This is a genomic window from Chryseobacterium sp. (assembly GCF_041914225.1).
GTDB lineage: Bacteria > Bacteroidota > Bacteroidia > Flavobacteriales > Weeksellaceae > Chryseobacterium.
In genome coordinates, this window is sequence record NZ_JAYSDT010000001.1 from 18364 (window position 1) to 40472 (window position 22109).

The window sequence follows — 22109 nt, forward strand, 5'->3', positions numbered from 1 at the left end:
TTTTAATAAAAAATAAAATATCACTAGTTTTGTAAAAAACAAAAAGACACTCCCTGAAAATAATGATGAATTATTATAAAATCAAAATAATAATTTGTTTTTTTATGCCTAGAAGTCTTCTGAAATTTTTGTTTTTGCTGATAACAGCAGTTCCTATATTCGCCCAGAAAAAAAATAACTTTGATCTTATCTGTGAAAGGACTTCTTCCGTCACAGCTTATAAGGATTTACCCAAAGCAATCAAAACTGCGGATTCTCTTTATATGTCAGCTCAAACTCCTGCAGAGAAAATCAGATGCCTCATTCTTTCTTCAGAACTTTATCACCATGCGGGCGAACTTAAAAAAGCAATTTGTTACAGTGAAAATGCACACTCGGTCATCAACCAGGTTAATGATCCGCAATGGATGACTGTAGTAACCAGATTACTTGCGAGACAATATAGACAGGTAGGGTTATACGAAAGATCCAAAAAATACATTCTGAAAGGACTGGAAGCTGCCGGCCGGATCACTGATTTTCAGAAGAGTAACGAAGCGGCAGGACTGCTGAATCAGGAAATGGCCTTCTATGAAATGGAGATGGGGAATTATCCCAATGCTATACAATATATCGAATCTTCTCTGAAATATTTTGAAAAAATAAACAGTGATAAAGAAAAAAAGACAACAGCCGCTTCTTATCAGCTGTTGGGAGATATTTATTTCAAACTTAATGATTATCCTGTTTCTGAAAGCTATTATAGAAAAGCAGAAGGTTTACTTAAAGACGGAAGCTGCACCCTGGGTTTGGTGTATAACGGATTGGGAGGTATCCGTCTTAAGCAGAAAAACTGGAAAGATGCTGAATCCTATCTTAAAAAGGCGGAGAAAATTGCAGATACATCCCGGAGTCTTAAGCTTAAAAAGGCCGTATATTCCAATATTAATGATTATTATGAAGGAACGGGAGATAATTTTAAAGCTTCATTGTATGCGGTGAAATATATACGTGCCTATGACAGCATTGCAGCCCGCAATCAGAGTTTTGCAATGAAATCCTTTGAAAACCCAAAGGGAAAGCCTAATAAAAAGAGCGGGCAGATGAACGGAGTAAAAAATGCTGCTATTGTAATCCTCTTTATTTCACTGGTAGGCTTACTCATTTTTATCAGAAGAAAACAGAAAAAACAGCGTTCAAAATTACGAAATATGATGAGGGCTCAGTTTAATACGATCAGCAGCAGAAACCATTATCCTTTATTACAGCCCGATTCTGAGTTTTCCAATATATCTGTAGAAGAAATTGATGACAAAGAACCTGAAGCAGACCGGAGAAGAAATGATTCCCTGATGACTTCCGAAACAGAATCTAAGCTGCTTGAACTTCTTGAAGACTTTGAAAGAGGTAATCTTTATAATAACAAAGGAATGTCCCTTTCTTTTCTTGCCGGTGAACTGAACACCAATACAAAATATCTTTCTTATGTCATTAATCAGCATAAAAGCGCAGACTTCAAAACATACATCAACCGTTTAAGGATTAATTATATTGTAGATAAACTCATCAATGATGAGAAGTACAGGCAGTATAAAATAAGTATCCTTGCCGATGAATGCGGGTTCTCTTCTCACAGTAAATTTGCATCGGTGTTTAAAGCGGTAACGGACTATTCTCCATCTGCCTATATCAAATATCTGGATAATGAAAATAAATCCGATACACATGTTCATTTTCCGGAAAATGATTAAAAAGACCTGATTTTTTAATTTCTATCTTGTCATTTTCATGAAAATGAACAACCTATTGTTTTAAAGAAACGCCTTTCTATCATATATTTGTGTCAGTTTCACAGAACAGGAGACAATCCTGATACATCTTATCGCTTTTTATTCCGCTTTCTGAATTAAGGTCATTTAAGTGAAACAACAATTCCTCTTTTTAATCTTTTAAGGAAATATTCTGTATCAGAATATCAGCCATATTTTATAATCGGGGTTGATTGCCCGGTTTTTTTTCAGTCAAGTTTTTTTAAGTGCAAATCCACAGAAAGTCTGTGGATTTGTGATTTTATTTAACTTTTGTACTGTCTGTCTTTGCTTTTGAGGTATCAGCCGGTGCTGGTGAAGGTATAGAATTGGCAACTGCAGAATCACCCATTCTGTTTCTTAAGGAATCTTTATTGTGGGCTTCTTTATATTCCTCCCTTTTTTCTTTGTTTTGAGCACAGCTTCCAAGGAAAAGAAATCCGAGAACGGCTCCTATGAATAATTTTCTCATTGTAATATATTTTAATGTTTGGTGTTTATCAAATATAAGGATTTAAAGATAAAAGATAAAAGATAAAAGATAAAAGATAAAAGATAAAAGATATTCTCATTAAACACTACTATACATTTGGATGTAAAATATCAAAAGGAATTTCTTCTGTTTTTAATTTCATCAGGTTTTATAGGATTAATAATGGGTTAGATTCCTACGGAATGGTAAGGACTGATTATATCACGTATTTGGTGCTGCTTAATTCTTTTTGTCATTCCGAAGGAATCTATATAACGTTATTTTCAACAAGTTTGAAGAATAAACGATTTTTTCATTAAGCTATTATTTGTCAGGATATCAATAGAAGTGGGCTTTAGCCAAACCTAATTTTTTCATCCATAATTAAATTAAACCATCTACCCTTTAACTTTTTATCATAAAAAAATCTGCAGCGCTTTCATCTGCAGATTTTCCATGTTAAGTTAAACGTATATAAATACTATTTGACAGGAGACGTTGCCATAGAATCCCTTTTTATCTTGATAGTGTCAGGATTCGTCATTTTTGTAGTCATTGTATCAGTAGTAGGCGGTATACTTTTTTGTGTACTGTCTACTGTTGCTGAATCACGATTACTTGTTGACATTGTCGATTCTTTGGTTCCACAGCTCACTGCAAATATTCCTATTCCGATGGCTGTTAGCAATAACTTTTTCATATTATTTTATTTTGGGGTGTATAATAACGGAAAATCAATAATTATTCCTAACAGGGCATTAAAAATCGTAAAATACCTGTAAAGTTTGTTAAAAGATGTTAGTAGGGACGAGGAGCGGGCTTCGAGGTATGAGGTGTAAGGTGAAGTGGGAGAGTTAGAGAGTTAGAGAGTGTCGGGAAGTGAAGAGTATTTTTCTGGTTATCAGTAATTTTAATTTTAAACCCCAAACTTTGAACTTTTAACACCACCCATAACTCGAATCCGAACCCCCGAATCCGCATTACCCCACAAAAAAGCCCCGAAACCGAAATTCCGAGGCTTTATATGAAGAACAGACTATGATTACTCATTGCCCATTACTTATTACTCATTACTTATTATCCAAGGTATGGATATTTGTAGTTTTTCGGAGAAACAAAAGTTTCTTTTACGCTTCTTACAGAAACCCATCTCAGAAGATTCATTTTAGAACCTGCTTTATCGTTTGTTCCTGAAGCTCTTCCTCCACCGAAAGGCTGCTGTCCTACTACAGCACCAGTTGGTTTATCATTAATGTAGAAGTTACCTGATGCATTTTCTAAAGCCTTATAAGCTTCGTTGATTGCGTAACGGTCTTGTGAGAATACAGAACCAGTCAATGAATAAGGTGAAGTAGAATCTACAAGCTTAAGTGTTTCTTTCCAGTCTTTATCTTCATATACATAGATGGATAAGATTGGACCAAAGATCTCTTCTACCATACTTTCGTAGTGAGGATTTGTAGTTTCGATTACCGTTGGGTGTACAAACCATCCTTTAGAATCATCATATTTTCCACCGATAGCTACAGTAGCTTCACCTGAAGCGTTCGCTCTGTCGATATATCCTTTGCACTTTTCGAAAGAATTTTTGTCGATTACAGCGTTTACAAAGTTAGAAGTATCTTCAGGAGAACCGATTTTGATTGTACTCATCTGATCTTCCATTACTTTTTTCACATCAGCCCAAAGAGATTTAGGAATATAAGCTCTTGACGCTGCAGAACATTTTTGTCCCTGATATTCGAAAGCACCTCTTACCAATGCAGTAGCTACAGCTTCTACGTTTGCGGATGGGTGTGCAATCACAAAGTCTTTACCACCTGTTTCTCCAACAATTCTTGGGTATGTTCTGTAGTTGTGGATATTGTCACCGATCATTTTCCACATTCCCTGGAATACTTTTGTAGAACCTGTGAAGTGAAGACCTGCAAAATCCGGGTGAGCCAATACTTTCTCAGCAGTTTCTTTACCATCCGTAAAGATCATGTTGATAACCCCCGCAGGAAGACCCGCTTCAGTCAATACATCCATTATTACTTTTGCAGAATATACCTGCTTGTCAGACGGTTTCCAAACCACCACGTTTCCAAGCATAGCCATACAAGTTGGAAGGTTTCCGGAAATCGCTGTAAAGTTGAAAGGAGTTACCGCAAAGCAGAATCCTTCTAATGGTCTGTACTCAACACGGTTCCAGATTCCGTTGTCAGAAACCGGCTGTTCAGCATACATTTCTGTCATGAACTCTACGTTGAATCTTAAGAAGTCGATAAACTCACAAGCAGAATCAATTTCAGCCTGATGTACGTTTTTAGACTGTCCGATCATTGTGGCAGCGTTGATCACATCTCTGTAAGGACCAGCCAAAAGATCAGCTGCCTTTAAGAAAATTGCTGCACGCTGTTCCCAGCCTAGTTCATTCCATTCTTTTTTAGCTGCCAATGCCGCGTTGATAGCGTCATCCACATGCTGCATACCACCCTGGTAATAGAATCCGAAGTCATGAGCATGATCCTGTGGAGACTGAAGCTGTACTTTTGTATCAGTTTTTACTTCCTTTCCGTTGATGATCATTGGGATTTCTACCTTTTCAGCCCACATTTTTTTATACGTGGCAATAAGACTTTTAACTTCCGGAGATCCCGGTTCATATGAATTTACCGGCTCATTTACCGCTAATGGTACTTGCGAAATTGCTTTTGACATATTACGTTTTATTATTTTATTAAATTAAATAAGATGTGTATACAAATTTACGATAATTATAAGGAAAGAAAAAATACGGCCTGATTTTGTGAAATAAACTTAATTGTTAATTAATTCTTAGTAAATAATGTTTTTTAAGCCAATATAATTGATAATAAAACATGTGTTGGTCCTGTTTTTTAAATAGAAGAAAAAGATGAGATGAATAGTCATAGTTATAGGAATAAGGACAAAAAAATATTTGTCATAGTTCATAGAGAGCGCTTAAGCGTTGTAAACAAAGGATTTGTGGCTGAATGTTAAAAATACATAAAATTGCATTTGTTGCGATTTTGAACATTTTAAATAAATTTTTTGATAGCCGGGGCTTTCAGATTGTTCTAATTTTACAGCATTATTAACAGGTATGAAAAAAAGAGTCTTATTTTTCTCTTTTGTGATATTTTTCTCAGCGCTGTGTGCAGGTCTTTTTGCACATAAAGGGAAAACTCAGCCATACTCTGATATCCTTTCAAACATTCATCTTCTTCAGCAGAAATCCGATCAACAGACCCAGCCTGAAATGTACAGTTTTTCAGATGTACAGGATGTGCAGGATTCCAATGACTGGGAGAAAGTGAAGTTTGATTACTCAGTACTTACACAGCAGTGGTTATATTATTTCTTTGCAGGCTACACTTACAGTACACGGGTTGCGGCCGTTCAAAACCGTATTTATATTACAGCACCAAGATACATTCTGTATCATTCCCTGCAGATTGCGGGCTGCTAATCCTTTTTTTTAATCGTAATGACTTTTATGGTTTGTATTAATGTGAATACAGATCCGTAAGAATCATTTCCCACTTTACATTTTTGAATATTTCTATTTGCCTTTACAAAAGGTGAACAGGATTCTCTTTGTCCAATTTTAAATAAAAATACTATGCATTTAACACCGAGAGAAACGGAAAAGCTTATGCTGTTTCTGGCAGGCGAACTCGCTCTGAAAAGAAAGGCAAGAGGCCTTAAATTAAACTACCCTGAATCCATAGCACTGATCAGCCACTTCTTGCTTGAAGGTGCAAGAGATGGAAAAAAAGTAGCCGAGCTAATGCAGGAAGGCGCTAATCTTCTTACAAAAGAGGATGTGATGCCCGGCGTGGCAGAAATGATCCACGATGTTCAGATTGAAGCAACGTTCCCGGATGGGACGAAGCTGGTAACCGTACACAATCCAATCCGTTAATACCTATTCATCATGATACCAGGAGAAATTTTTGTAAAAGAAGGTACAATTATCTGCAATGAAGGCAGAGAAACTGTAAAAATAAAAGTAACCAATACAGGTGACCGTCCTATTCAGGTAGGTTCACACTTCCACTTTTTTGAAGTCAATAAAGCGATGAGCTTTGACCGCGAAAAAGCTTTCGGAAAGAGATTGAATATTGTAGCAAGCACTGCAGTACGTTTCGAACCGGGAGAAGAAAAAGAAGTGGAACTGGTAGAAATAGGAGGAACCAAAAAAGCAATGGGTTTCAATAATCTTGTGGACGGACAGATAGATTCCGAAGAACAGAAAAGAGAAAGTCTTGCAAAAGTTGAAGAGTTAAACTTTAAAAATCACTAAGATGAGCTTACACGTAGACAGAAAACAATACGCCAATATATTAGGTCCTACAGCCGGAGATAAAATCAGGCTGGGGGACACTGAAATTATCATTGAAATTGAAAAAGATTTCACTCATTACGGTGATGAAGCCGTTTTCGGAGGAGGAAAAACCGTTCGTGACGGAATGGGACAGAATGTTACCGCGAAAAGAGATGAAGGTGTTCTGGACCTTTGTATCACCGGAGCTGTTATCATTGACCACTGGGGAATTGTGAAAGGGGATATCGGAATCAAGGATGGGAAGATTGTAGGAATCGGAAAAGCTGGAAACCCTGATACAATGGATGGTGTATCTCCTGATATGATCATAGGGGCTTCAACTGAAGTTCACGGAGGAAAAGGATATATCGTAACGGCCGGAGGTATTGATACCCATATCCACTATATCTGTCCTCAACAGATCGAAACTTCTTTATACAGTGGAATTACTACTATGATTGGCGGAGGAACAGGTCCAAACGACGGAACCAGCGCAACAACAGTAACTCCGGGAAAATTCAACATGCAGAAAATGCTTGAAGCAGCAGAAGAATATCCTATGAACCTTGGTTTCTTCGGAAAAGGGAACTGATCAGCAGAAGAACCTATCGAAGAACAGGTGGAAGCCGGAGCTTTAGGCGTAAAAATCCATGAAGACTGGGGAGCAACTCCTGCGACGATTGATGCAGCACTGAAAGTAGCTGATAAATATGACGTTCAGGTGGCCATCCATACAGATACATTGAATGAAGGAGGTTTTCTTGAAGATACGATGAGAGCCATCAACGGAAGAGTAATCCACACCTTCCACACAGAAGGAGCAGGTGGAGGCCACGCACCGGATATCATTAAAGCAGCCATGTATCCCAATGTATTGCCGGCTTCTACAAACCCTACACGCCCTTACACCGTAAATACCATCGATGAGCACCTGGACATGCTGATGGTTTGCCACCACCTGAGCAAAAATATTCCTGAAGATGTGGCATTCGCAGATTCACGTATCCGTCCTGAAACCATTGCTGCAGAAGATATTCTTCATGATATGGGAGTTTTCAGTATCATGAGTTCAGACTCTCAGGCGATGGGAAGACCGGGGGAAGTGATTACCAGAACATGGCAGACTGCAAGCAAAATGAAAGAGCAGAGAGGTGATCTTGCAGAAGATAAAGACAGTGGAAACGATAACTACCGTGCCAAAAGATATGTGGCTAAATATACTATCAATCCAGCTATTGCACATGGTATTTCGGAATATGTAGGATCAGTTGAAAAAGGAAAACTGGCAGATCTGGTGATCTGGAAGCCTGCATTATTTGGAGTAAAGCCGGAAATGATTGTAAAAGGCGGATTTGTAATCGCTGCTAAAATGGGAGATCCTAATGCATCTATTCCAACACCACAGCCGATCATTTACAGAAATATGTTTGGAGCCCACGGAAAAGCTAAGTTCGGGACTTGTGCCAACTTCGTTTCGCAGATCTCTATCGATAACGGAACTATTGCTTCCTACGGATTAGAAAAAATGATTCTTCCTGTGAAAAACTGCAGAAATATTTCCAAAAAAGACCTTATCCATAACGATAAAACGCCTTTAATTGAAGTGAATCCTGAAAACTATAAAGTAACAGTAGATGGTGAATACATCACATGTGAACCGGCAGAGAAACTTCCTTTAACACAGTTGTATTATTTGTTCTAAGATAAATTTTATGAATCAAACCTAACAGGTTTCAAAAACCTGTTAGGTTTATTCAACAACGAAAAAAGATTTATCAGACCCTATTTTAAAACAATTATAGAACTACGTTTAGAATGAAATATTTAAATAAAACAGTTTTTTCTGTTGCTGTAGCCGGAATGTCGTTACTTTCCAGTAATGTAAGTGCTCAGTTTTTAGGAGGGCACAGGCTGAAAAGCGATGAAGAAGGACCAAAAGGCCAGTTTATGATCTATGGTTCCCTGGACTATTCTAAAATTACCACACCGTCAAGCAGCAGCAGTACGGTTTCCAGTGCACCGCTTGGAGTGGGATACTTTATTAATAATAATGATCTTATCGGGGTTAATTATGCCTACTCACAAAATTCTGTTGATCATCATGTGGCTTATAAACAAAATGAAGCAGGTATCTGGTATAGCCCTTCACTGATGCTTGGAAAATACTTTGTACTGATCGGGCAGGTAGATGCTCACTATGTCTGGGGACAACAGCTGTCAACGGCTGCTGATGCGATGCAGAATTTTAACGGATTCCGTCTTCGTGCCTATCCTTTGATTGGAATATTGCTTGGAGGCGGCTGGGCTCTGAAATTCAAATTTGCAGAACTATCAATGCTTCAGACCAAAACAAAAGAGGAGGGCTGGACAAAAAGCTACATAGCAGGAATCAGTGGTTCAACATTCGGGGTAGGAATCTCCAAAAACTTAGACTTCAGAAAAAAATCCAACAATGATAATTAATCAAATCATAGGCAATCTCGCTGAAAATCCTACGGACAAAACCATAGATTATCTTGATCTGGAATGGTTTGAAACGACGAAAAGAATCCAGCGCAAAAAGACCAGACAGGGAACTGATGTCGCGATCAAATTTCTCAGAGAGGGACAGCGTCTGCGTGAAGGGGATATTCTTTTTGAGGATGCAGAAAAAATAATCGCAGTCAATGTTCTGGAAACAGAAGCCATTGTGATGTCGCCCACTTCACTGCTGGAAATGGGTACTGTATGTTATGAGATCGGAAACAAGCATATTCCGCTTTTCATTCAGAATGACAAAGTCTTGCTTCCTTTTGAAATGCCGATGTTCAGATGGCTGGAAGCGAGTGGTTTTAAGCCGGAAAAACAATCGGTGAAACTGCTCAATCTTCTTAAATCTAATGTAGAACCTCATGGACATGGAAGTCTGGGCTCTACAATCTTTACAAAAATCTTAAAAATGGCAGCTCCGAAAGATGAATAGCATGAATATAAATTTTCTGTCGGGTTTGCTTCATTTGGCGGATCCTACACTTCCTATCGGAGGCTACACCCATTCCAACGGACTTGAAACTTACGTACAGGAAAGAATTGTACATAACGTAGAAACTGCAAAAGAATTTGTGCAGAATATGCTCCAGTACAACCTGAAATTCAATGACGGGGCTTTTGTAAAGCTGGCTTATGAAGCAGCCGAAAAGGGAGATTTTCAACAGCTTTTAGAACTGGATAATGAATGTAATGCGATAAAATGTCCCAGGGAAATCCGCCAGGCCAGCCAGAAATTAGGTCTCAGGCTGATTAAGATATTCAAAAGAAGAGAAGATTTTCCTCTTATGGAGGTTTTTGAAAAAGCAGTTCAGCGTAAAGAAGCCAATTCCCACTACTGTATTGTATTCGGAGTCTATGCCTGTTTAATGAAAATTCCTTTGTACGAGGCGCTTTTAGGGTTCTATTACACTTCAGTGGCGGGAATGATTACCAATGCTGTAAAGCTGGTCCCTCTTGGACAGCTGGATGGACAGGATATCCTTTTTTCTCTTTACCCTGTGATGGAAAAAACAGCTTTGGAAACTATAGAACTGGACAGAGATCTAGTAGGGCTTTGCAATACCGCTTTTGACATCAGATGTATGCAGCATGAGAGATTGTATTCAAGGCTTTATATGTCCTAAAAAGATAAAAGGTAAAAGAGCAAATTGGCGAATTGCTCTCTGCTGAGTGAAACGTCCTTGCGATCGAAAAATATTCGAGGTAAAAAAACTTAGCGCCCATAGCGTTAAAAAACAAATAAAATTTTAGAAAAAAATGGAAAACAGAAAATATATAAAAGTAGGAGTGGCAGGACCGGTAGGTTCAGGAAAAACTGCATTACTGGAACGTTTAAGCAGGAAATTATTCGGGACTTATGATCTTGGAGTAATCACCAATGATATTTATACCAAAGAAGACGCTGAGTTTATGGCAAAAAACAGCCTTCTTCCTCATGACAGAATTATCGGAGTGGAAACAGGAGGATGTCCACACACAGCCATCCGTGAAGATGCAAGTATGAACCTTGAAGCAGTAGATGAGCTGGCAGCACGTTTCCCGGAAATCGAACTGGTTCTTATTGAAAGTGGAGGGGACAACCTTTCAGCGACATTCAGTCCGGACCTTGCAGACGTTACCATTTTCATTATCGATGTAGCAGAAGGAGAAAAAATTCCCAGAAAAGGAGGACCTGGGATTACAAGATCAGATTTACTGATCATTAATAAAATTGACCTTGCCCCTTACGTAGGAGCCAGCCTTGAAGTCATGGAAAATGATGCCAGAAGAATGAGAAAAGGAAATCCTTTCGTATTCACAAATCTTAAAACAGATGAAGGACTGGACAAAGTAATAGGTTGGATTAAAAAATATGCTCTTCTGGAAGAAATTGAAGAACCGAACCTGGTAAGATAAATGGACAGTCGTTTAAAAATTATTGCAGGATTCAAGGAAGGAGAATCCTATGTGAAAGATCTTTATATCTCACTTCCTTTCAGGGTAGTTTCTGTAGGACAGCGAAAAAATGACAAAAAGCTCTATCAGATGGTAATGAGCTCCTCTCCGGGAATTCTGGATGGAGACCATTATCATCTGGATGTTACGCTTGAAAAAGGAGCTGCGCTTCAGTTGCAGTCACAATCTTATCAAAGGCTTTTCAACATGCAGGACAAAGCGCTTCAGGAACTCAACGTCTCTATGGAAGATGAAACTTCTTTTGCTTACGTTCCACATCCCATAGTTCCTCATGAAGATTCCAATTTTAAAAGTAAAGCCAATATTCATATAGGGAACAACAGCCAGATCATCATCAGTGAGATTATTACCTGCGGACGGAAGCACTATGGAGAAGTTTTTAAGCTGAAGCGCTTTCAGAATGTAATGGAAATCTATCACAACAATAAGCTGGTCGTGAAAGATAATGTTCTCATTCAGCCTGATATGATCCCGATCAGCAGCATCGGAAATCTGGAACAATATACCCACCAGGGAACCCTGATCTTCTACAGTACGAAAGAAAATGTAGACAGAAATGGATTGATTGAAAAAATAGTTGAAGCAGCAGCGCAGCACCATGAACAAATGGAAGCAGGAGTTTCAGCAATGGATGACAACGGTTTTGTAGTAAGAGCTCTGGGACATGGAGGAGAATTGATGTACAACTTCTTCCTTCATATTCAGGAGATTCTCTGGTCGTTGGAGTAAAGAAGATCTAATGCTTACGAGAGACATATTCAATAGAAGCGGGCTTTAGCCCGCTTAATAAAAAGAAATCTTCCATTGGCTTTAGCCAAAACTTAATAAAGAATCTGAAATAACAGAATTAATAAAAAATGGATAGTACAGTTTGGGCACTTCTTTTGAGTGCCGTTTCAATAAGTTTTATACACACCGCTTCAGGACCGGATCATTACCTGCCATTCATAGTGATCTCAAAATCTAAAAAATGGAGCGGTATGAAAACAGCAATATTAACGGTTGTCTGTGGTTTCGGACACGTATTCAGTTCTCTGATTTTGGGCTTTATCGGGGTTTTTCTCGGATGGCAGCTGAATAAGATCTCCTGGTTTCAGGATATCAGAGGAAACTTCTCAGGATGGGCACTGCTGATTTTCGGAGGCGTTTATCTGGTATATGGTCTCATTCAGGCAATCAGAAATAAGCCTCACAAACATTTTGACGTGATGGGAGATGATGTCTATGTATACGAACACAATCACAGCGAAGTTGTAATACCTCAGAAAAGAATAAAAGTAACCCCGCTTGTATTATTCATGATTTTCGTGATGGGACCAAGTGAACCATTGATTCCTTTGTTGTTTTATTCAGGAGTAAAACACTCAATGTCTGAAATTGCCGTACTGGTAATTTCTTTCACTGCAACTACAGTCTTAACCATGCTTGGAATGGTTCTTCTGGGACGTTATGGTTACTCAACACTATTTAATACCGAAAAACTGGAAAGATATATGGGGGTGGTAAGCGGAGCTGTGGTAACCGTGTGCGGAGTCGGAATGGTCTTTCTTGGATGGTAAACGGGTTTCGGGATGCGGGATACGAGATACGAGTGGTAGAGTTTGAGGGTAAAAGGGTTTGAGAGTTTTAAGGTTGAAGAAAAAATTGAAGCTGAAAAATGATGAACTTTCAATCTCGCATCTTTTATCTTAATCTAATCCTCGCACCTCGCAATCCGAAACCCGCACCTCGAATCCAGCAACAAAAAATAACCAGCGAAAAACAAACAACCCCCCCATTATTAATAAATTAAAAAAACTATGAACGAATTTTTCAAAAAACTGCCTTTTTTAGACAATATATTAAAAGGAATCGGGCAGATTATGCTTCAGGAAAACAGATGGACCGGTCTTCTGTTTCTTATAGGAATCTTCATGGGAAGCTGGCAGTGCGGCGTGGCGGTATTGCTTTCAACAGCAGCCGGAACTTTCACAGCAATGAAACTTAAATATGATCAGTCTGAAATTAATGCGGGACTGTACGGCTTCAGTGCAGCGCTGGTGGGAGTAGCCCTGGCATTTCTTTTCGAAACTACGGTATTGATCTGGATTTTAATACTATTAGGTGGAGCGTTGGCTGCTGTTATCCAGCATTTCTTTATCCGGAAGAAAATTCCGGTGTTTACTTTTCCTTTTATCATTATTACATGGGTATTGGTTTTTGCATTGCATCATTTTACCCACATTCCACCTTCTGCCATGTTGAGCAGTGAAGTAGTTCCTACAGAATATGATGATTTTCTTACCTGTACCAATGGATTTGGTGAGGTGATATTTCAGGGCGGGGTTCTTTCAGGAATGATTTTCTTCCTGGCTGTTTTCATCAGCTCTCCGATAGCAGCTTTATACGGGTTAGCCGCATCTATTCTTGGTGCCGGATTATCACAGTTAAATGGAGAACCCATCAAAGAAATCCACATGGGATTATTTGGATTCAACGCGGTGCTTTCCGCTATCGTTTTTTCCGGAGTCAAAAAGACAGACGGTCTATGGGTGCTTATTGCAGTCCTTATTACCATTGCCATTGATGATTTCTTAATAGACAATCATTGCCTGGATATCGTTGGCGGAGTATTTACTTTCCCATTCGTAGCCGGAACGTGGATTACACTTTTAATTCAAAAAATATTTCTTAAAGCGAAAGCGTAGCTTCTGAGTTTGAGAGTTGAAGGGTTTGAGAGTTGTGGAGCCTTAAGAGTGAGAATTTTTCCAGTCTCTCATCTCTTCGTCTATTATCTCTCATCTCTTATCTAATTTATAATTTAACTAAACAAAAAATGAAAATAACAAAAATAGCAGCTGCATTTCTGGTCATGACATTCAGTGGAAAAATGATGGCGCAGGAAGCAGAAAAACAGTTGCTGATCAAAGATGCAAATGACAAATTTCCCATTGCCGATGCTTTGGTAAAATATGACCACGGAAACAGCCATACCCATACAGGACTGGATGGCACTTTTGCCATTCCTGTAAAATCCCTTCCTGATACCCTTGTGATCAGCCGTCAGGGATATGATGAGGTAAAATGGGTGGTGACTAATGATGAAGATAAAAATAAAGTTATTTTTTTGCAGCATAAACCTTTTCAGATTTCAGAAGTAGCGATCAATCACAGTTCATTTCTATCAGCCATTACCAAGGTTGATCTGAATAAATTTCCAGTCAACTCAGCGCAGGATCTGTTGAGAAAAGTTCCGGGACTTTTTATTGCCCAGCATGCCGGAGGAGGAAAGGCAGAACAGCTTTTTTTGAGAGGATTTGATGCTGATCACGGGACTGATGTAAGCGTGAATATAGACGGAATGCCTGTGAACATTGTTTCTCATGCCCATGGACAGGGATACTCTGACCTGCATTTTGTGATTCCCGAAACAGTAAACAATATCGATTTCGGAAAAGGGGCATATTATATGGATCGCGGAGACTTTAATACCGCGGGATATGTAGATTTTCAGACGTACAACGGATTGAAAAACAGTATGATTAAACTGGAAGGAGGCTCGTTTAATTCCAAAAGAATTCTGGGAATGTTCAATATTCTGCATGATGATCTGGGTAGGAAAAATGCATATGTAGCAGCAGAATATAATTATACAGATGGTCCTTTCGATGTGAAACAGAATTTTAACAGGGTTAATATTTTCGGAAAATACAATCAATGGCTTACGGATAATGATTATTTCAACATTCAGTTTTCAACATTTAATTCTTCCTGGAATGCTTCCGGACAGATCCCGGAACGTGCCGTAGATGAAGGAATTATTGGCAGATGGGGTAGTATAGATCCTACTGAAGGTGGGAAAACTTCAAGAACAAACCTTCAGATGAACTTTAAGCACATTATTTCTCCTTCCGAACAGATTGATGCGATGGCTTTTTATTCAAAGTATAATTTCAATCTGTATTCTGACTTCACCTTTAATTTAAAAGATAAAGATCATGGGGATGAAATTCAGCAGACTGACGGAAGAAATATCTACGGAGCCGAAGTAAAATATACAAAAACGTTTTCCCTTGCAAACAGCTCTTTAAACTGGACTTCAGGAATAGGTTTAAGAAATGATGACATTAATACCTTACAGCTTAATCATGTTTACCACCGAGATATGCTGCTCGACAGGCTATCAGACGTGACAGGAACTGAAACCAATCTTCATACATACTCTGGACTGGTATGGAAAACAGGAAAATGGACGATTAATCCGGCTTTGAGAGTAGATCATTTTATTTTCAATATGCACAATCTGCTGGATGCAGAGCAATTACCATCCGGACAGTCAAAAGAAGCCACCAGGCTGAGCCCAAAACTGAATTTCTCCTACGCTCAGAATGATAATGTGATGTGGTTCCTGAAAACAGGAATGGGCTTTCACTCCAATGATCTGAGAGTGGTAGTTCCCAATAAGAACGAGAATACTCTTCCGTACTCTGTCGGAGCAGATTTTGGGGTAAGATTGCACCCTTTCAAATCCTTGATCATTACTCCGGCAGTATGGTTTATGGATCTTCAGCAGGAGTTTGTCTATGTAGGAGATGATGCAGTGGTAGAGCCTTCCGGGAAATCAAGACGCTTTGGGGCAGATCTTGGAGTTCGTTTCCAGCCGTTGGAAAATTTTTATCTGAATGCGGACATCAATTATTCCCACGCAAGATTTACCGAAGAAGAAAAAGGGCAGGATTATGTTCCGCTGGCTCCGGTAGTTACCAGTACCGGATCTGTAAACTGGGACTTCCTGAATGGCTTTTCCTTAGGAATCCAGTACAGATATCTTGGGGCAAGACCGGCTGTAGAGGATAACAGTATCAGAACCAAAGCCTATTTTGTGAATGACCTAATGCTTTCTTATAACCGTCAGAAATGGGGTGCCAATTTTCAGGTTAATAACCTTTTCAACGTAAAATGGAACGAAGCCCAGTTTGCAACCGAAACCCAGTTGAAAGGAGAAACTGAACCTGTTACAGATCTTACCTACACACCGGGAAGCCCTTTTGGAGTGAGAGTGGGTGTGTATTATAAGTTCTAAATAGGAGAGTGAGAGAGTATAAGGTTTGGAAAGTTTTCGGGATACGTGTTTCGGGGTTTTTACCATTTACGCTTTAGCTTTTTCACTCTTTTACTTGCCTCTTTGCTTTCAAATATTTTGTATAACTTTAATTAATCATAACAAGGATATGGAAGTTCTGTCCAATTTTCAATATAAAAAACTTTTTCTTCCGAATATTACGGACAAAATATTGGCTAATAATGCTGATATACAGCTATATCGGATAGAAAATTATCTTAAAGGAATTCTTATGCCGGTAATTCCATACCGTACAACGTTCAATTTTATTATTTTCGTTACCAATGGCCATATCAGGCAATACCTTGAAAATAAAGAGTATCATGCCGAAAAAGGCGGAGTGATTTTTATCAAACAGGGAACAATCACAGCAACCGTTGAGCTATCCGATGATATTGAAGGTTTCTTTCTGGCTTATGAAAACAATATCTTGTCCGAGCAGGAACTTCCAAAACATAAAAGCAGCATCTTTTTCATGACCCCCTTCCTGAATCTCGACAGTCTGACATACGGAACCATTACCCAGCTTCTCCCCATCATGGAGCAGGAATTGTGGCTGAACAACCTCAATGTGAATGACGTAGTAGTAACGATGCTTCACCTCATATTGATCAAAATGCTGAGCACAGATTCTGATACCCATCATAAATCTGCAACACGTCCCATGGAGTTATCCCTTCAGTTCCGGGATTTATTGTTTAAATATCATGTAGGAGAAAAGAGAGTGGCATTTTATGCTGACAAACTGTCTGTAACAGAAAGCTATCTGAACAAATGTGTGAAAGGAGTTACCCAAAAATCCCCGAAACAGTGGATCAACGAGATCGATATCAATTACAGTAAAGCATTACTTCACTCCAGCAAGGATATTGCAGAAATTGCTTATGAGCTGAACTTTCATACTGCTTCCCACTTTACCCAACTTTTCAAAAAAATTGCAGGCATAACCCCGAAGGAATACAGAACCCAGTTTTTGAACAACAACAGGATTTCAATATAATAGGGCTGGAAGCGGGAAGTCAGATGCTGGAAGTATTGAGTAGCCTGATCAAAAGAGGTTGAGAATTCAGAAAGTTGTTTTAGGAGTTTCATAACTTCCATCTCCCAGCTTCCCTTCTTCCATCTTCTACATCTTCTCGTTTTCCAGAATTTTCAAAACCAGCCTTTCTTCCTTTGTAAGATCGGCCTTTCCGTCATTTTCTTCAATAACTTCCAGTTCGTCAAGATACTTTTTTATGGTATTGTTTTCGTAAAGATTGATGACTAAAGGATGAACGTAATATTTTCTGCAGACGGCCGATGTATTCCCCAGATTCTCTGCAACGATGTCCAGGGCTTCTTTTACTTTCTTTTTATACTGAGTGTCATTTTCGGCATACCCGATCTCCTTAAAGGCAATTAAAGCACTTACCGTTCCGGACCATGTTCTGAAATCCTTGGCTGTAAAATCTTCGCCGCTGATTTCTTTGATATACTCATTCACCATACCCGAATCTACAGAATGGCGGTTTCCTTCATCATCAAAATATTGAAAAAGCTCTTTCCCGGGAATATCCTTACATTTCTGAACGAGCCTTGCCAGTCTTTTACTTCTGAGGTCAACATGATGCATAACCCCTTTTTTTCCTTTAAAAGAAAAAGTAATCTTTTGCCCTTTTACCTGTACATGCTTACCTTTCAAAGTCGTTAAGCCAAAAGATCCATACAGTTTTTCATAAATAGAATTACCAATACGGATGTTGGTTCTTTGCATAAGGCTTACAATTAAGGCAAGGATTTTCCGTTTCTCAAAGTTCCTCAATGCGAGATCCTGTTCTATATGCAGCCGCATTTCTGGTAATGCATACCCGAACTGAAGCATCCTGTAAAATTTCGTATGATTTCTTAAAGCGCTCCAGAGAGGATGGTAACGGTACTGCTTTCTCTTTTTGACATCAAAACCTGTTGCCTGCAGATGTCCGTTTTCCAGTGCGCATATCCATACATTTTCCCAGGCCGGCGGAATGACCAGCTTATTGATCCTTGTGATTTCTTCCTTGTCCTTTATTTTTTCACCGTCTTTGTAATAGGAATATTTCTTTCCCGTTTTCTTACGAGTAATTCCGGCGGTTTCTGCATCGGTGGTATATACGAGATGTACCGCCTTTGCAGAAGCTTCCGGGTCCTTCATGATTTTAACAATTTTTGAAGGCTTCAGATGAGAAATGATTTCCAGGTCTGTATTCTTCTCCATAAAGCATGGTTAAGAGTTTTTACCCCTCGAAAAAATCAGTAAAAGAATTCCTGCTATTACACAGACTAAAAGAATTCCCCACCACATTCCTGCCTTGAAAATTGTTTCTACTGCCTCACAGCTTGTCAGTGTCAACAAGCTAAATATCGTAATACTGTATAAGCTTAATTTTTTCATAATCCTATATTTTGTGATGTTAGACTCTTAAATGATCAGCTCTCCAGTTTTTTATAGATCTTTTAATTTCATCTCCTGAGATGTTTTCATGAAGAGCCCTGTATAAAAGCTCTTTGAACTCATCATCATAAGCAAACCTCAAGGCAGCAATCTGGTCGAACTTCAGTTTTTCAACAGTTTCATCTGATCTTATGTTGAAGATTTCAAAATACCGTTGCTGAAATTCCAGGATCACCATCCGGTTTTGAAGTCCCAGCGCATAATGCTGCCGTGTCATAAATGCAAGGTAGAAAAGCAGAAAAATCACAATAGAAAACAGGATCCAGATCAACCGGTTTTCCGGGTCATCCCAGATTTTATAAATTCCAAAAATCTCCAATAAGATCAGTATTGGAAGATAAATAAAATGATGTGGCGGATAAAATTTCCTGTGGTTATTGTAGTTTTGCTGTTTCATAAGGTAGAATGCTGCAATAATCTTTCCAAAATTTATTATTTTGATATTAAATTGCTATTTGTGGTATGTGCAGTTTGTATATTTTGGCTTTTTTGTATTCATATTCTTTGCTGTAAATTTATATTGTTTGCATTCTAATATTTACGTATATTTTCGTTTGTACCACGAAGAGTATATTGATTTTAAAAAGTTTAAACAAATTCAATATCAGGATAACAATCTTTTCAAAAAGAATTCCTTTAAAAATAACAGATTATTAAGCAAAATAGCCCGTTGATTCATCTTCCGACTTTAAATTTTTCGTAACTTTCGGTGGTTAAAAAAGAAAAGAATGACTTCAAAGGAAAAAGTTGCTGCGCTTCGTGAAGAAATGCAGAAAAATAATGTTGATGCATTTATTGTATATTCTGCAGACCCGCATATGAGCGAATACCTTCCCGAAGAATGGCAGGAGAGAGCCTGGCTGTCTGGTTTCTTAGGTTCTGCCGGTTTTGTGGTAGTGACCAAAGATAAAGCCGGACTCTGGACAGACGGAAGATACTTTACACAAGCTGCGATTGAGCTGGAAGGTTCCGGAATTGATCTTTTCAAAGACGGTATGGAAGGAACCCCTCATTATATCGACTGGATTATTTCAGAAATTCCTTCGGGCGGTACAGTGGCAGTAAATGCTTTGGCTGCTTCTAATGCCAACTGGGAACTGCTTTCTCAAAGATTTAATTCAAAAAATATTACCCTGACAGATCTTCCGCTTTTAAAAGAAGTATGGAAAGACAGAGGAACTCCATCTGCTAACCCGATTTTTGTACATCCGGTAGAAAGAGCAGGTAAATCCGTATCAGATAAACTTGCTGCCATCCGTCAGAAAATGGAAGAGCAGGAAGCTACCGTACACATCATATCAAGTCTGGATGATGTAGCATGGACATTGAACCTCAGAGGAAGTGACGTAGACAGTAACCCTGTTTTCTTAGGATATGTTGTTATCACTAAAAATGATGCAGTCTTATTCACAGGATTGGAAAAAATGGAAGTGGAGGCAAGAAAACAAATGGATGATTCCTTTGTGAAAATGATGCCTTACGAAGAATTCTACAATTATCTGAAGAACTTCAAAAATGAAAAAGTCCTGGTTTCTCCAAACAGCAACCAGCAGATTTTTGAAACATTAAAAGCTGATAACCAGTTTATCAAAGCTCCCGTACCTGGTAACCTTATGAAAGCTCAGAAAAATGAAGCTGAACTGGAAGGTTTCAGAAAAGTGATGGTAAGAGACGGTGTGGCTATGGTGAAATTCCTTTACTGGTTGACGCACAACGCAGGAAAAGAAGCCATGAACGAATATTCTATCGGTGAGAAACTGAGAGGCTTCCGTGCAGAAGGAGAAAATTTTGTAGGAGAAAGTTTCGGTTCCATTGTAGGATATAAAGATAACGGTGCGATCATGCATTATTCTGCCAAAAAAGAAGGAAGCAAAGAAGTAACCAATGAGGACACTATTCTTGTAGATTCGGGAGGTCAGTACCTTGAAGGAACTACGGATATTACAAGAACGTTTGCTTTAGGGACCGCTTCGGAAGAATTTAAAAGAAACTCAACATTGGTATTACAGGGATTGATCCGTTTATCAATGGTGAAATTCCCGAAAGGAACAAAAGGGGTACACTTAGATGCCATCGCAAGACTTCCGTTATGGATGGAAGGAAAGGACTTTAACCACGGAACCGGACACGGTGTAGGGAGCTTCATGAATGTACACGAAGGTCCGCAGAACATCAGAAAAGATCTGAACCCTCAGGAACTTCTTCCGGGAATGGTGCTGTCCAATGAACCGGGATACTATCTTGAAGGCCATTACGGAATCCGTCATGAGAACCTTATTGCTGTAAAAGAAGCAGAAAAAACAATTCATGGAACATTTTATGAATTTGAAACGTTAACATTCTGTCCATTCTTTAAAGATACAGTGGTAAAGGAAATCCTTTCAGAAGGTGAAATAGCATGGCTGAACAGCTATCACAAAACCTGTGAAGAAAAGCTTGCTCCTCACCTGGATGGAGAGATTAAAGAATGGTTCCTGCAATTGGTAAGCCCCCTTTAATATGATGAATGGTGAAAAGTAGATGACAATCATTGCTTTACCCCTTATTTTTAAACCTTAAACAAAAGAATTGTTAGATAAACCAGAGTCCTGTAAGGTATTTCCTGCAGGGCTTTTCTTTTTACACAACCGTATTTTTACGGATATAATTCTAGGGATTCCACTGAGGGATAAAAACTGAGCCTGGCCTATATTTGTACCAACAAAACATCATTCATATCTTCATAAATAACTCAAGTAAATTCAAAGCGGTAAATCATCTCGTCCTGAGATGATTTTTTTTGTTTATTTTCGCTAAAACTAATCTAATATAATGGAACGGGACTATTTTCGAAGCTTTAATCTGTTTTCTGAAACCGAAATTGAAGCGTTTCTGAAGCTTTCCGAGTTCCGGCACATCAGTAAAAATGATTATTTCATACAGGAAGGACAGCAATGTAAAGAAGTTGGACTGGTGAAGTCCGGTATTTTCCGTTCTTTTTATACTTCTTATGATGGAAAGGACATGACTTATTGCTTCAGGTTTCCCAACCATATGATTGCAGCCTATTCATCATTTATTTCAGGATGCCCGAGCAAAGAAAGTATGCAGGCCATTACCAGTGCAGAACTTATTATTCTTAAAAAAGATGCGGTAGATGAACTGGTTCAGAATAGCCTTAACTGGACAAAGTTTTTAAAAATTATCGCGGAGCAGGAATACCTTGAACTTGAAACCCGTTTTTTTCAGCTTCAAAGAGACAATGCAGTGCAGCGTTATGAAGCATTATTAAAGAACCATCCTGATTATATTCAGAAAATCCCACTGCAATATCTTGCTTCCTATCTTGGCATTACACAGCGCCATCTGAGCCGTATAAGAAAGGAAATTTCTTTTTAGACATTTGTCCTGTTGATTAGACAAGAGGCTCTCTATTTTTGTCAAAAAGATAGGGAGTAAAACATCTGATACTTCCTATCTAT

At 38.7% G+C, this 22109-nt stretch carries 21 protein-coding genes and 1 pseudogene; 16 read left to right on the top strand and 6 right to left on the bottom strand.

Translation table 11 applies throughout. The features are described 5' to 3' along the window. The first annotated feature begins 134 nt into the window (after window positions 1-134). The gene (locus ACE3RB_RS00100) at window positions 135-1730 is read left to right on the top strand and encodes a tetratricopeptide repeat protein (RefSeq protein WP_374462300.1); all 1596 of its coding nucleotides are present in this window, start codon (window positions 135-137) and stop codon (window positions 1728-1730) included. Window positions 1731-2049: 319 nt separating this feature from the next. Here the strand turns inward: ACE3RB_RS00100 and ACE3RB_RS00105 are convergent, their stop codons facing one another. From ACE3RB_RS00105 to pruA, 3 genes are all read right to left on the bottom strand, one after another. Further along, window positions 2050-2259 carry a hypothetical protein gene (locus ACE3RB_RS00105; protein WP_374462301.1) on the bottom strand — a complete coding sequence of 70 codons (210 nt, stop codon included), beginning with the start codon at window positions 2257-2259 and terminating at the stop codon, window positions 2050-2052. A gap of 481 nt (window positions 2260-2740) precedes the next feature. Beyond that, complete coding sequence (locus ACE3RB_RS00110; RefSeq protein ID WP_374462302.1) at window positions 2741-2887, bottom strand: hypothetical protein; 147 nt, start codon at window positions 2885-2887, stop codon at window positions 2741-2743. 449 nt (window positions 2888-3336) lie between these two features. Further along, complete coding sequence (gene pruA, locus ACE3RB_RS00115; protein ID WP_374462303.1) at window positions 3337-4962, bottom strand: L-glutamate gamma-semialdehyde dehydrogenase; 1626 nt, start codon at window positions 4960-4962, stop codon at window positions 3337-3339. 406 nt (window positions 4963-5368) lie between these two features. Here pruA and ACE3RB_RS00120 point away from each other — a divergent pair, with 406 nt between their 5' ends. From ACE3RB_RS00120 to ACE3RB_RS00180, 13 genes and pseudogenes are all read left to right on the top strand, one after another. Continuing rightward, entirely contained in the window at window positions 5369-5734 is a 366-nt protein-coding gene (locus ACE3RB_RS00120; RefSeq protein ID WP_374462304.1) for a hypothetical protein, read from the top strand. Between the two features lie 153 nt (window positions 5735-5887). Next, window positions 5888-6190, top strand: a complete 303-nt coding sequence (gene ureA / locus ACE3RB_RS00125) for an urease subunit gamma (protein ID WP_002977652.1) — start codon at window positions 5888-5890, stop codon at window positions 6188-6190. A 12-nt stretch (window positions 6191-6202) separates the two neighbouring features. Then, window positions 6203-6571, top strand: coding sequence for an urease subunit beta (gene ureB, locus ACE3RB_RS00130; RefSeq protein WP_374462305.1), 369 nt, complete (start codon window positions 6203-6205; stop codon window positions 6569-6571). 1 nt (window position 6572) lies between these two features. Next, a pseudogene (ureC, locus tag ACE3RB_RS00135) lies at window positions 6573-8294 on the top strand (urease subunit alpha). A 113-nt stretch (window positions 8295-8407) separates the two neighbouring features. Beyond that, complete coding sequence (locus ACE3RB_RS00140) at window positions 8408-9055, top strand: hypothetical protein (RefSeq protein ID WP_374462306.1); 648 nt, start codon at window positions 8408-8410, stop codon at window positions 9053-9055. Then, window positions 9045-9554, top strand: a complete 510-nt coding sequence (gene ureE / locus ACE3RB_RS00145) for an urease accessory protein UreE (protein ID WP_374462307.1) — start codon at window positions 9045-9047, stop codon at window positions 9552-9554. The genes ACE3RB_RS00140 and ureE overlap by 11 nt, the downstream gene beginning before the upstream one ends. Before the next feature lies 1 nt (window position 9555). Next, on the top strand, window positions 9556-10245 hold the full coding sequence (locus ACE3RB_RS00150) for an urease accessory protein UreF (protein WP_374462308.1): 690 nt from the start codon (window positions 9556-9558) through the stop codon (window positions 10243-10245). A gap of 133 nt (window positions 10246-10378) precedes the next feature. Further along, window positions 10379-11017, top strand: a complete 639-nt coding sequence (ureG, locus tag ACE3RB_RS00155; RefSeq protein ID WP_047094673.1) for an urease accessory protein UreG — start codon at window positions 10379-10381, stop codon at window positions 11015-11017. Continuing rightward, on the top strand, window positions 11018-11806 hold the full coding sequence (locus ACE3RB_RS00160; protein WP_374462309.1) for an urease accessory protein UreD: 789 nt from the start codon (window positions 11018-11020) through the stop codon (window positions 11804-11806). A 128-nt stretch (window positions 11807-11934) separates the two neighbouring features. Beyond that, window positions 11935-12636, top strand: a complete 702-nt coding sequence (locus ACE3RB_RS00165; protein ID WP_374462310.1) for a hypothetical protein — start codon at window positions 11935-11937, stop codon at window positions 12634-12636. A 240-nt stretch (window positions 12637-12876) separates the two neighbouring features. Continuing rightward, window positions 12877-13764, top strand: coding sequence for an urea transporter (locus ACE3RB_RS00170; protein WP_374462311.1), 888 nt, complete (start codon window positions 12877-12879; stop codon window positions 13762-13764). A 128-nt stretch (window positions 13765-13892) separates the two neighbouring features. Beyond that, window positions 13893-16139, top strand: coding sequence for a TonB-dependent receptor (locus ACE3RB_RS00175; RefSeq protein WP_374462312.1), 2247 nt, complete (start codon window positions 13893-13895; stop codon window positions 16137-16139). Between the two features lie 148 nt (window positions 16140-16287). Then, the gene (locus ACE3RB_RS00180) at window positions 16288-17178 is read left to right on the top strand and encodes a helix-turn-helix domain-containing protein (RefSeq protein WP_374462313.1); all 891 of its coding nucleotides are present in this window, start codon (window positions 16288-16290) and stop codon (window positions 17176-17178) included. A 126-nt stretch (window positions 17179-17304) separates the two neighbouring features. On the opposite strand, the gene ACE3RB_RS00185 is transcribed toward ACE3RB_RS00180, so the two are convergent. From ACE3RB_RS00185 to ACE3RB_RS00195, 3 genes are read right to left on the bottom strand one after another with little or no spacing between them, the layout of a single operon-like run. Then, window positions 17305-18411 carry a DNA topoisomerase IB gene (locus ACE3RB_RS00185; protein ID WP_374462314.1) on the bottom strand — a complete coding sequence of 369 codons (1107 nt, stop codon included), beginning with the start codon at window positions 18409-18411 and terminating at the stop codon, window positions 17305-17307. Between the two features lie 9 nt (window positions 18412-18420). Continuing rightward, complete coding sequence (locus ACE3RB_RS00190) at window positions 18421-18588, bottom strand: phosphatidate cytidylyltransferase (protein WP_332387872.1); 168 nt, start codon at window positions 18586-18588, stop codon at window positions 18421-18423. 19 nt (window positions 18589-18607) lie between these two features. Further along, window positions 18608-19045 (bottom strand): DUF6526 family protein, encoded by a 438-nt coding sequence (locus ACE3RB_RS00195; protein ID WP_374462315.1) that lies wholly within the window; start codon window positions 19043-19045, stop codon window positions 18608-18610. 331 nt (window positions 19046-19376) lie between these two features. Between ACE3RB_RS00195 and ACE3RB_RS00200 the strand changes: the two genes are divergently transcribed. After that, on the top strand, window positions 19377-21146 hold the full coding sequence (locus ACE3RB_RS00200; RefSeq protein WP_374462316.1) for an aminopeptidase P family protein: 1770 nt from the start codon (window positions 19377-19379) through the stop codon (window positions 21144-21146). 313 nt (window positions 21147-21459) lie between these two features. Then, a complete protein-coding gene (locus ACE3RB_RS00205; RefSeq protein ID WP_374462317.1) occupies window positions 21460-22026 on the top strand; it encodes a Crp/Fnr family transcriptional regulator in 567 nt (188 codons plus the stop codon). The last annotated feature ends 83 nt before the right edge of the window (window positions 22027-22109 follow it).

Coding starts and splice junctions, on each gene's coding strand:
- ACE3RB_RS00105 (WP_374462301.1), bottom strand. CDS start 2,259: ATGAGAAAATTATTCATAGGAGCCGTTCTCGGATTTCTTTTCCTTGGA.
- ACE3RB_RS00110 (WP_374462302.1), bottom strand. CDS start 2,887: ATGTCAACAAGTAATCGTGATTCAGCAACAGTAGACAGTACACAAAAA.
- pruA (WP_374462303.1), bottom strand. CDS start 4,962: ATGTCAAAAGCAATTTCGCAAGTACCATTAGCGGTAAATGAGCCGGTA.
- ACE3RB_RS00120 (WP_374462304.1), top strand. CDS start 5,369: ATGAAAAAAAGAGTCTTATTTTTCTCTTTTGTGATATTTTTCTCAGCG.
- ureA (WP_002977652.1), top strand. CDS start 5,888: ATGCATTTAACACCGAGAGAAACGGAAAAGCTTATGCTGTTTCTGGCA.
- ureB (WP_374462305.1), top strand. CDS start 6,203: ATGATACCAGGAGAAATTTTTGTAAAAGAAGGTACAATTATCTGCAAT.
- ACE3RB_RS00140 (WP_374462306.1), top strand. CDS start 8,408: ATGAAATATTTAAATAAAACAGTTTTTTCTGTTGCTGTAGCCGGAATG.
- ureE (WP_374462307.1), top strand. CDS start 9,045: ATGATAATTAATCAAATCATAGGCAATCTCGCTGAAAATCCTACGGAC.
- ACE3RB_RS00150 (WP_374462308.1), top strand. CDS start 9,556: ATGAATATAAATTTTCTGTCGGGTTTGCTTCATTTGGCGGATCCTACA.
- ureG (WP_047094673.1), top strand. CDS start 10,379: ATGGAAAACAGAAAATATATAAAAGTAGGAGTGGCAGGACCGGTAGGT.
- ACE3RB_RS00160 (WP_374462309.1), top strand. CDS start 11,018: ATGGACAGTCGTTTAAAAATTATTGCAGGATTCAAGGAAGGAGAATCC.
- ACE3RB_RS00165 (WP_374462310.1), top strand. CDS start 11,935: ATGGATAGTACAGTTTGGGCACTTCTTTTGAGTGCCGTTTCAATAAGT.
- ACE3RB_RS00170 (WP_374462311.1), top strand. CDS start 12,877: ATGAACGAATTTTTCAAAAAACTGCCTTTTTTAGACAATATATTAAAA.
- ACE3RB_RS00175 (WP_374462312.1), top strand. CDS start 13,893: ATGAAAATAACAAAAATAGCAGCTGCATTTCTGGTCATGACATTCAGT.
- ACE3RB_RS00180 (WP_374462313.1), top strand. CDS start 16,288: ATGGAAGTTCTGTCCAATTTTCAATATAAAAAACTTTTTCTTCCGAAT.
- ACE3RB_RS00185 (WP_374462314.1), bottom strand. CDS start 18,411: ATGGAGAAGAATACAGACCTGGAAATCATTTCTCATCTGAAGCCTTCA.
- ACE3RB_RS00190 (WP_332387872.1), bottom strand. CDS start 18,588: ATGAAAAAATTAAGCTTATACAGTATTACGATATTTAGCTTGTTGACA.
- ACE3RB_RS00195 (WP_374462315.1), bottom strand. CDS start 19,045: ATGAAACAGCAAAACTACAATAACCACAGGAAATTTTATCCGCCACAT.
- ACE3RB_RS00200 (WP_374462316.1), top strand. CDS start 19,377: ATGACTTCAAAGGAAAAAGTTGCTGCGCTTCGTGAAGAAATGCAGAAA.
- ACE3RB_RS00205 (WP_374462317.1), top strand. CDS start 21,460: ATGGAACGGGACTATTTTCGAAGCTTTAATCTGTTTTCTGAAACCGAA.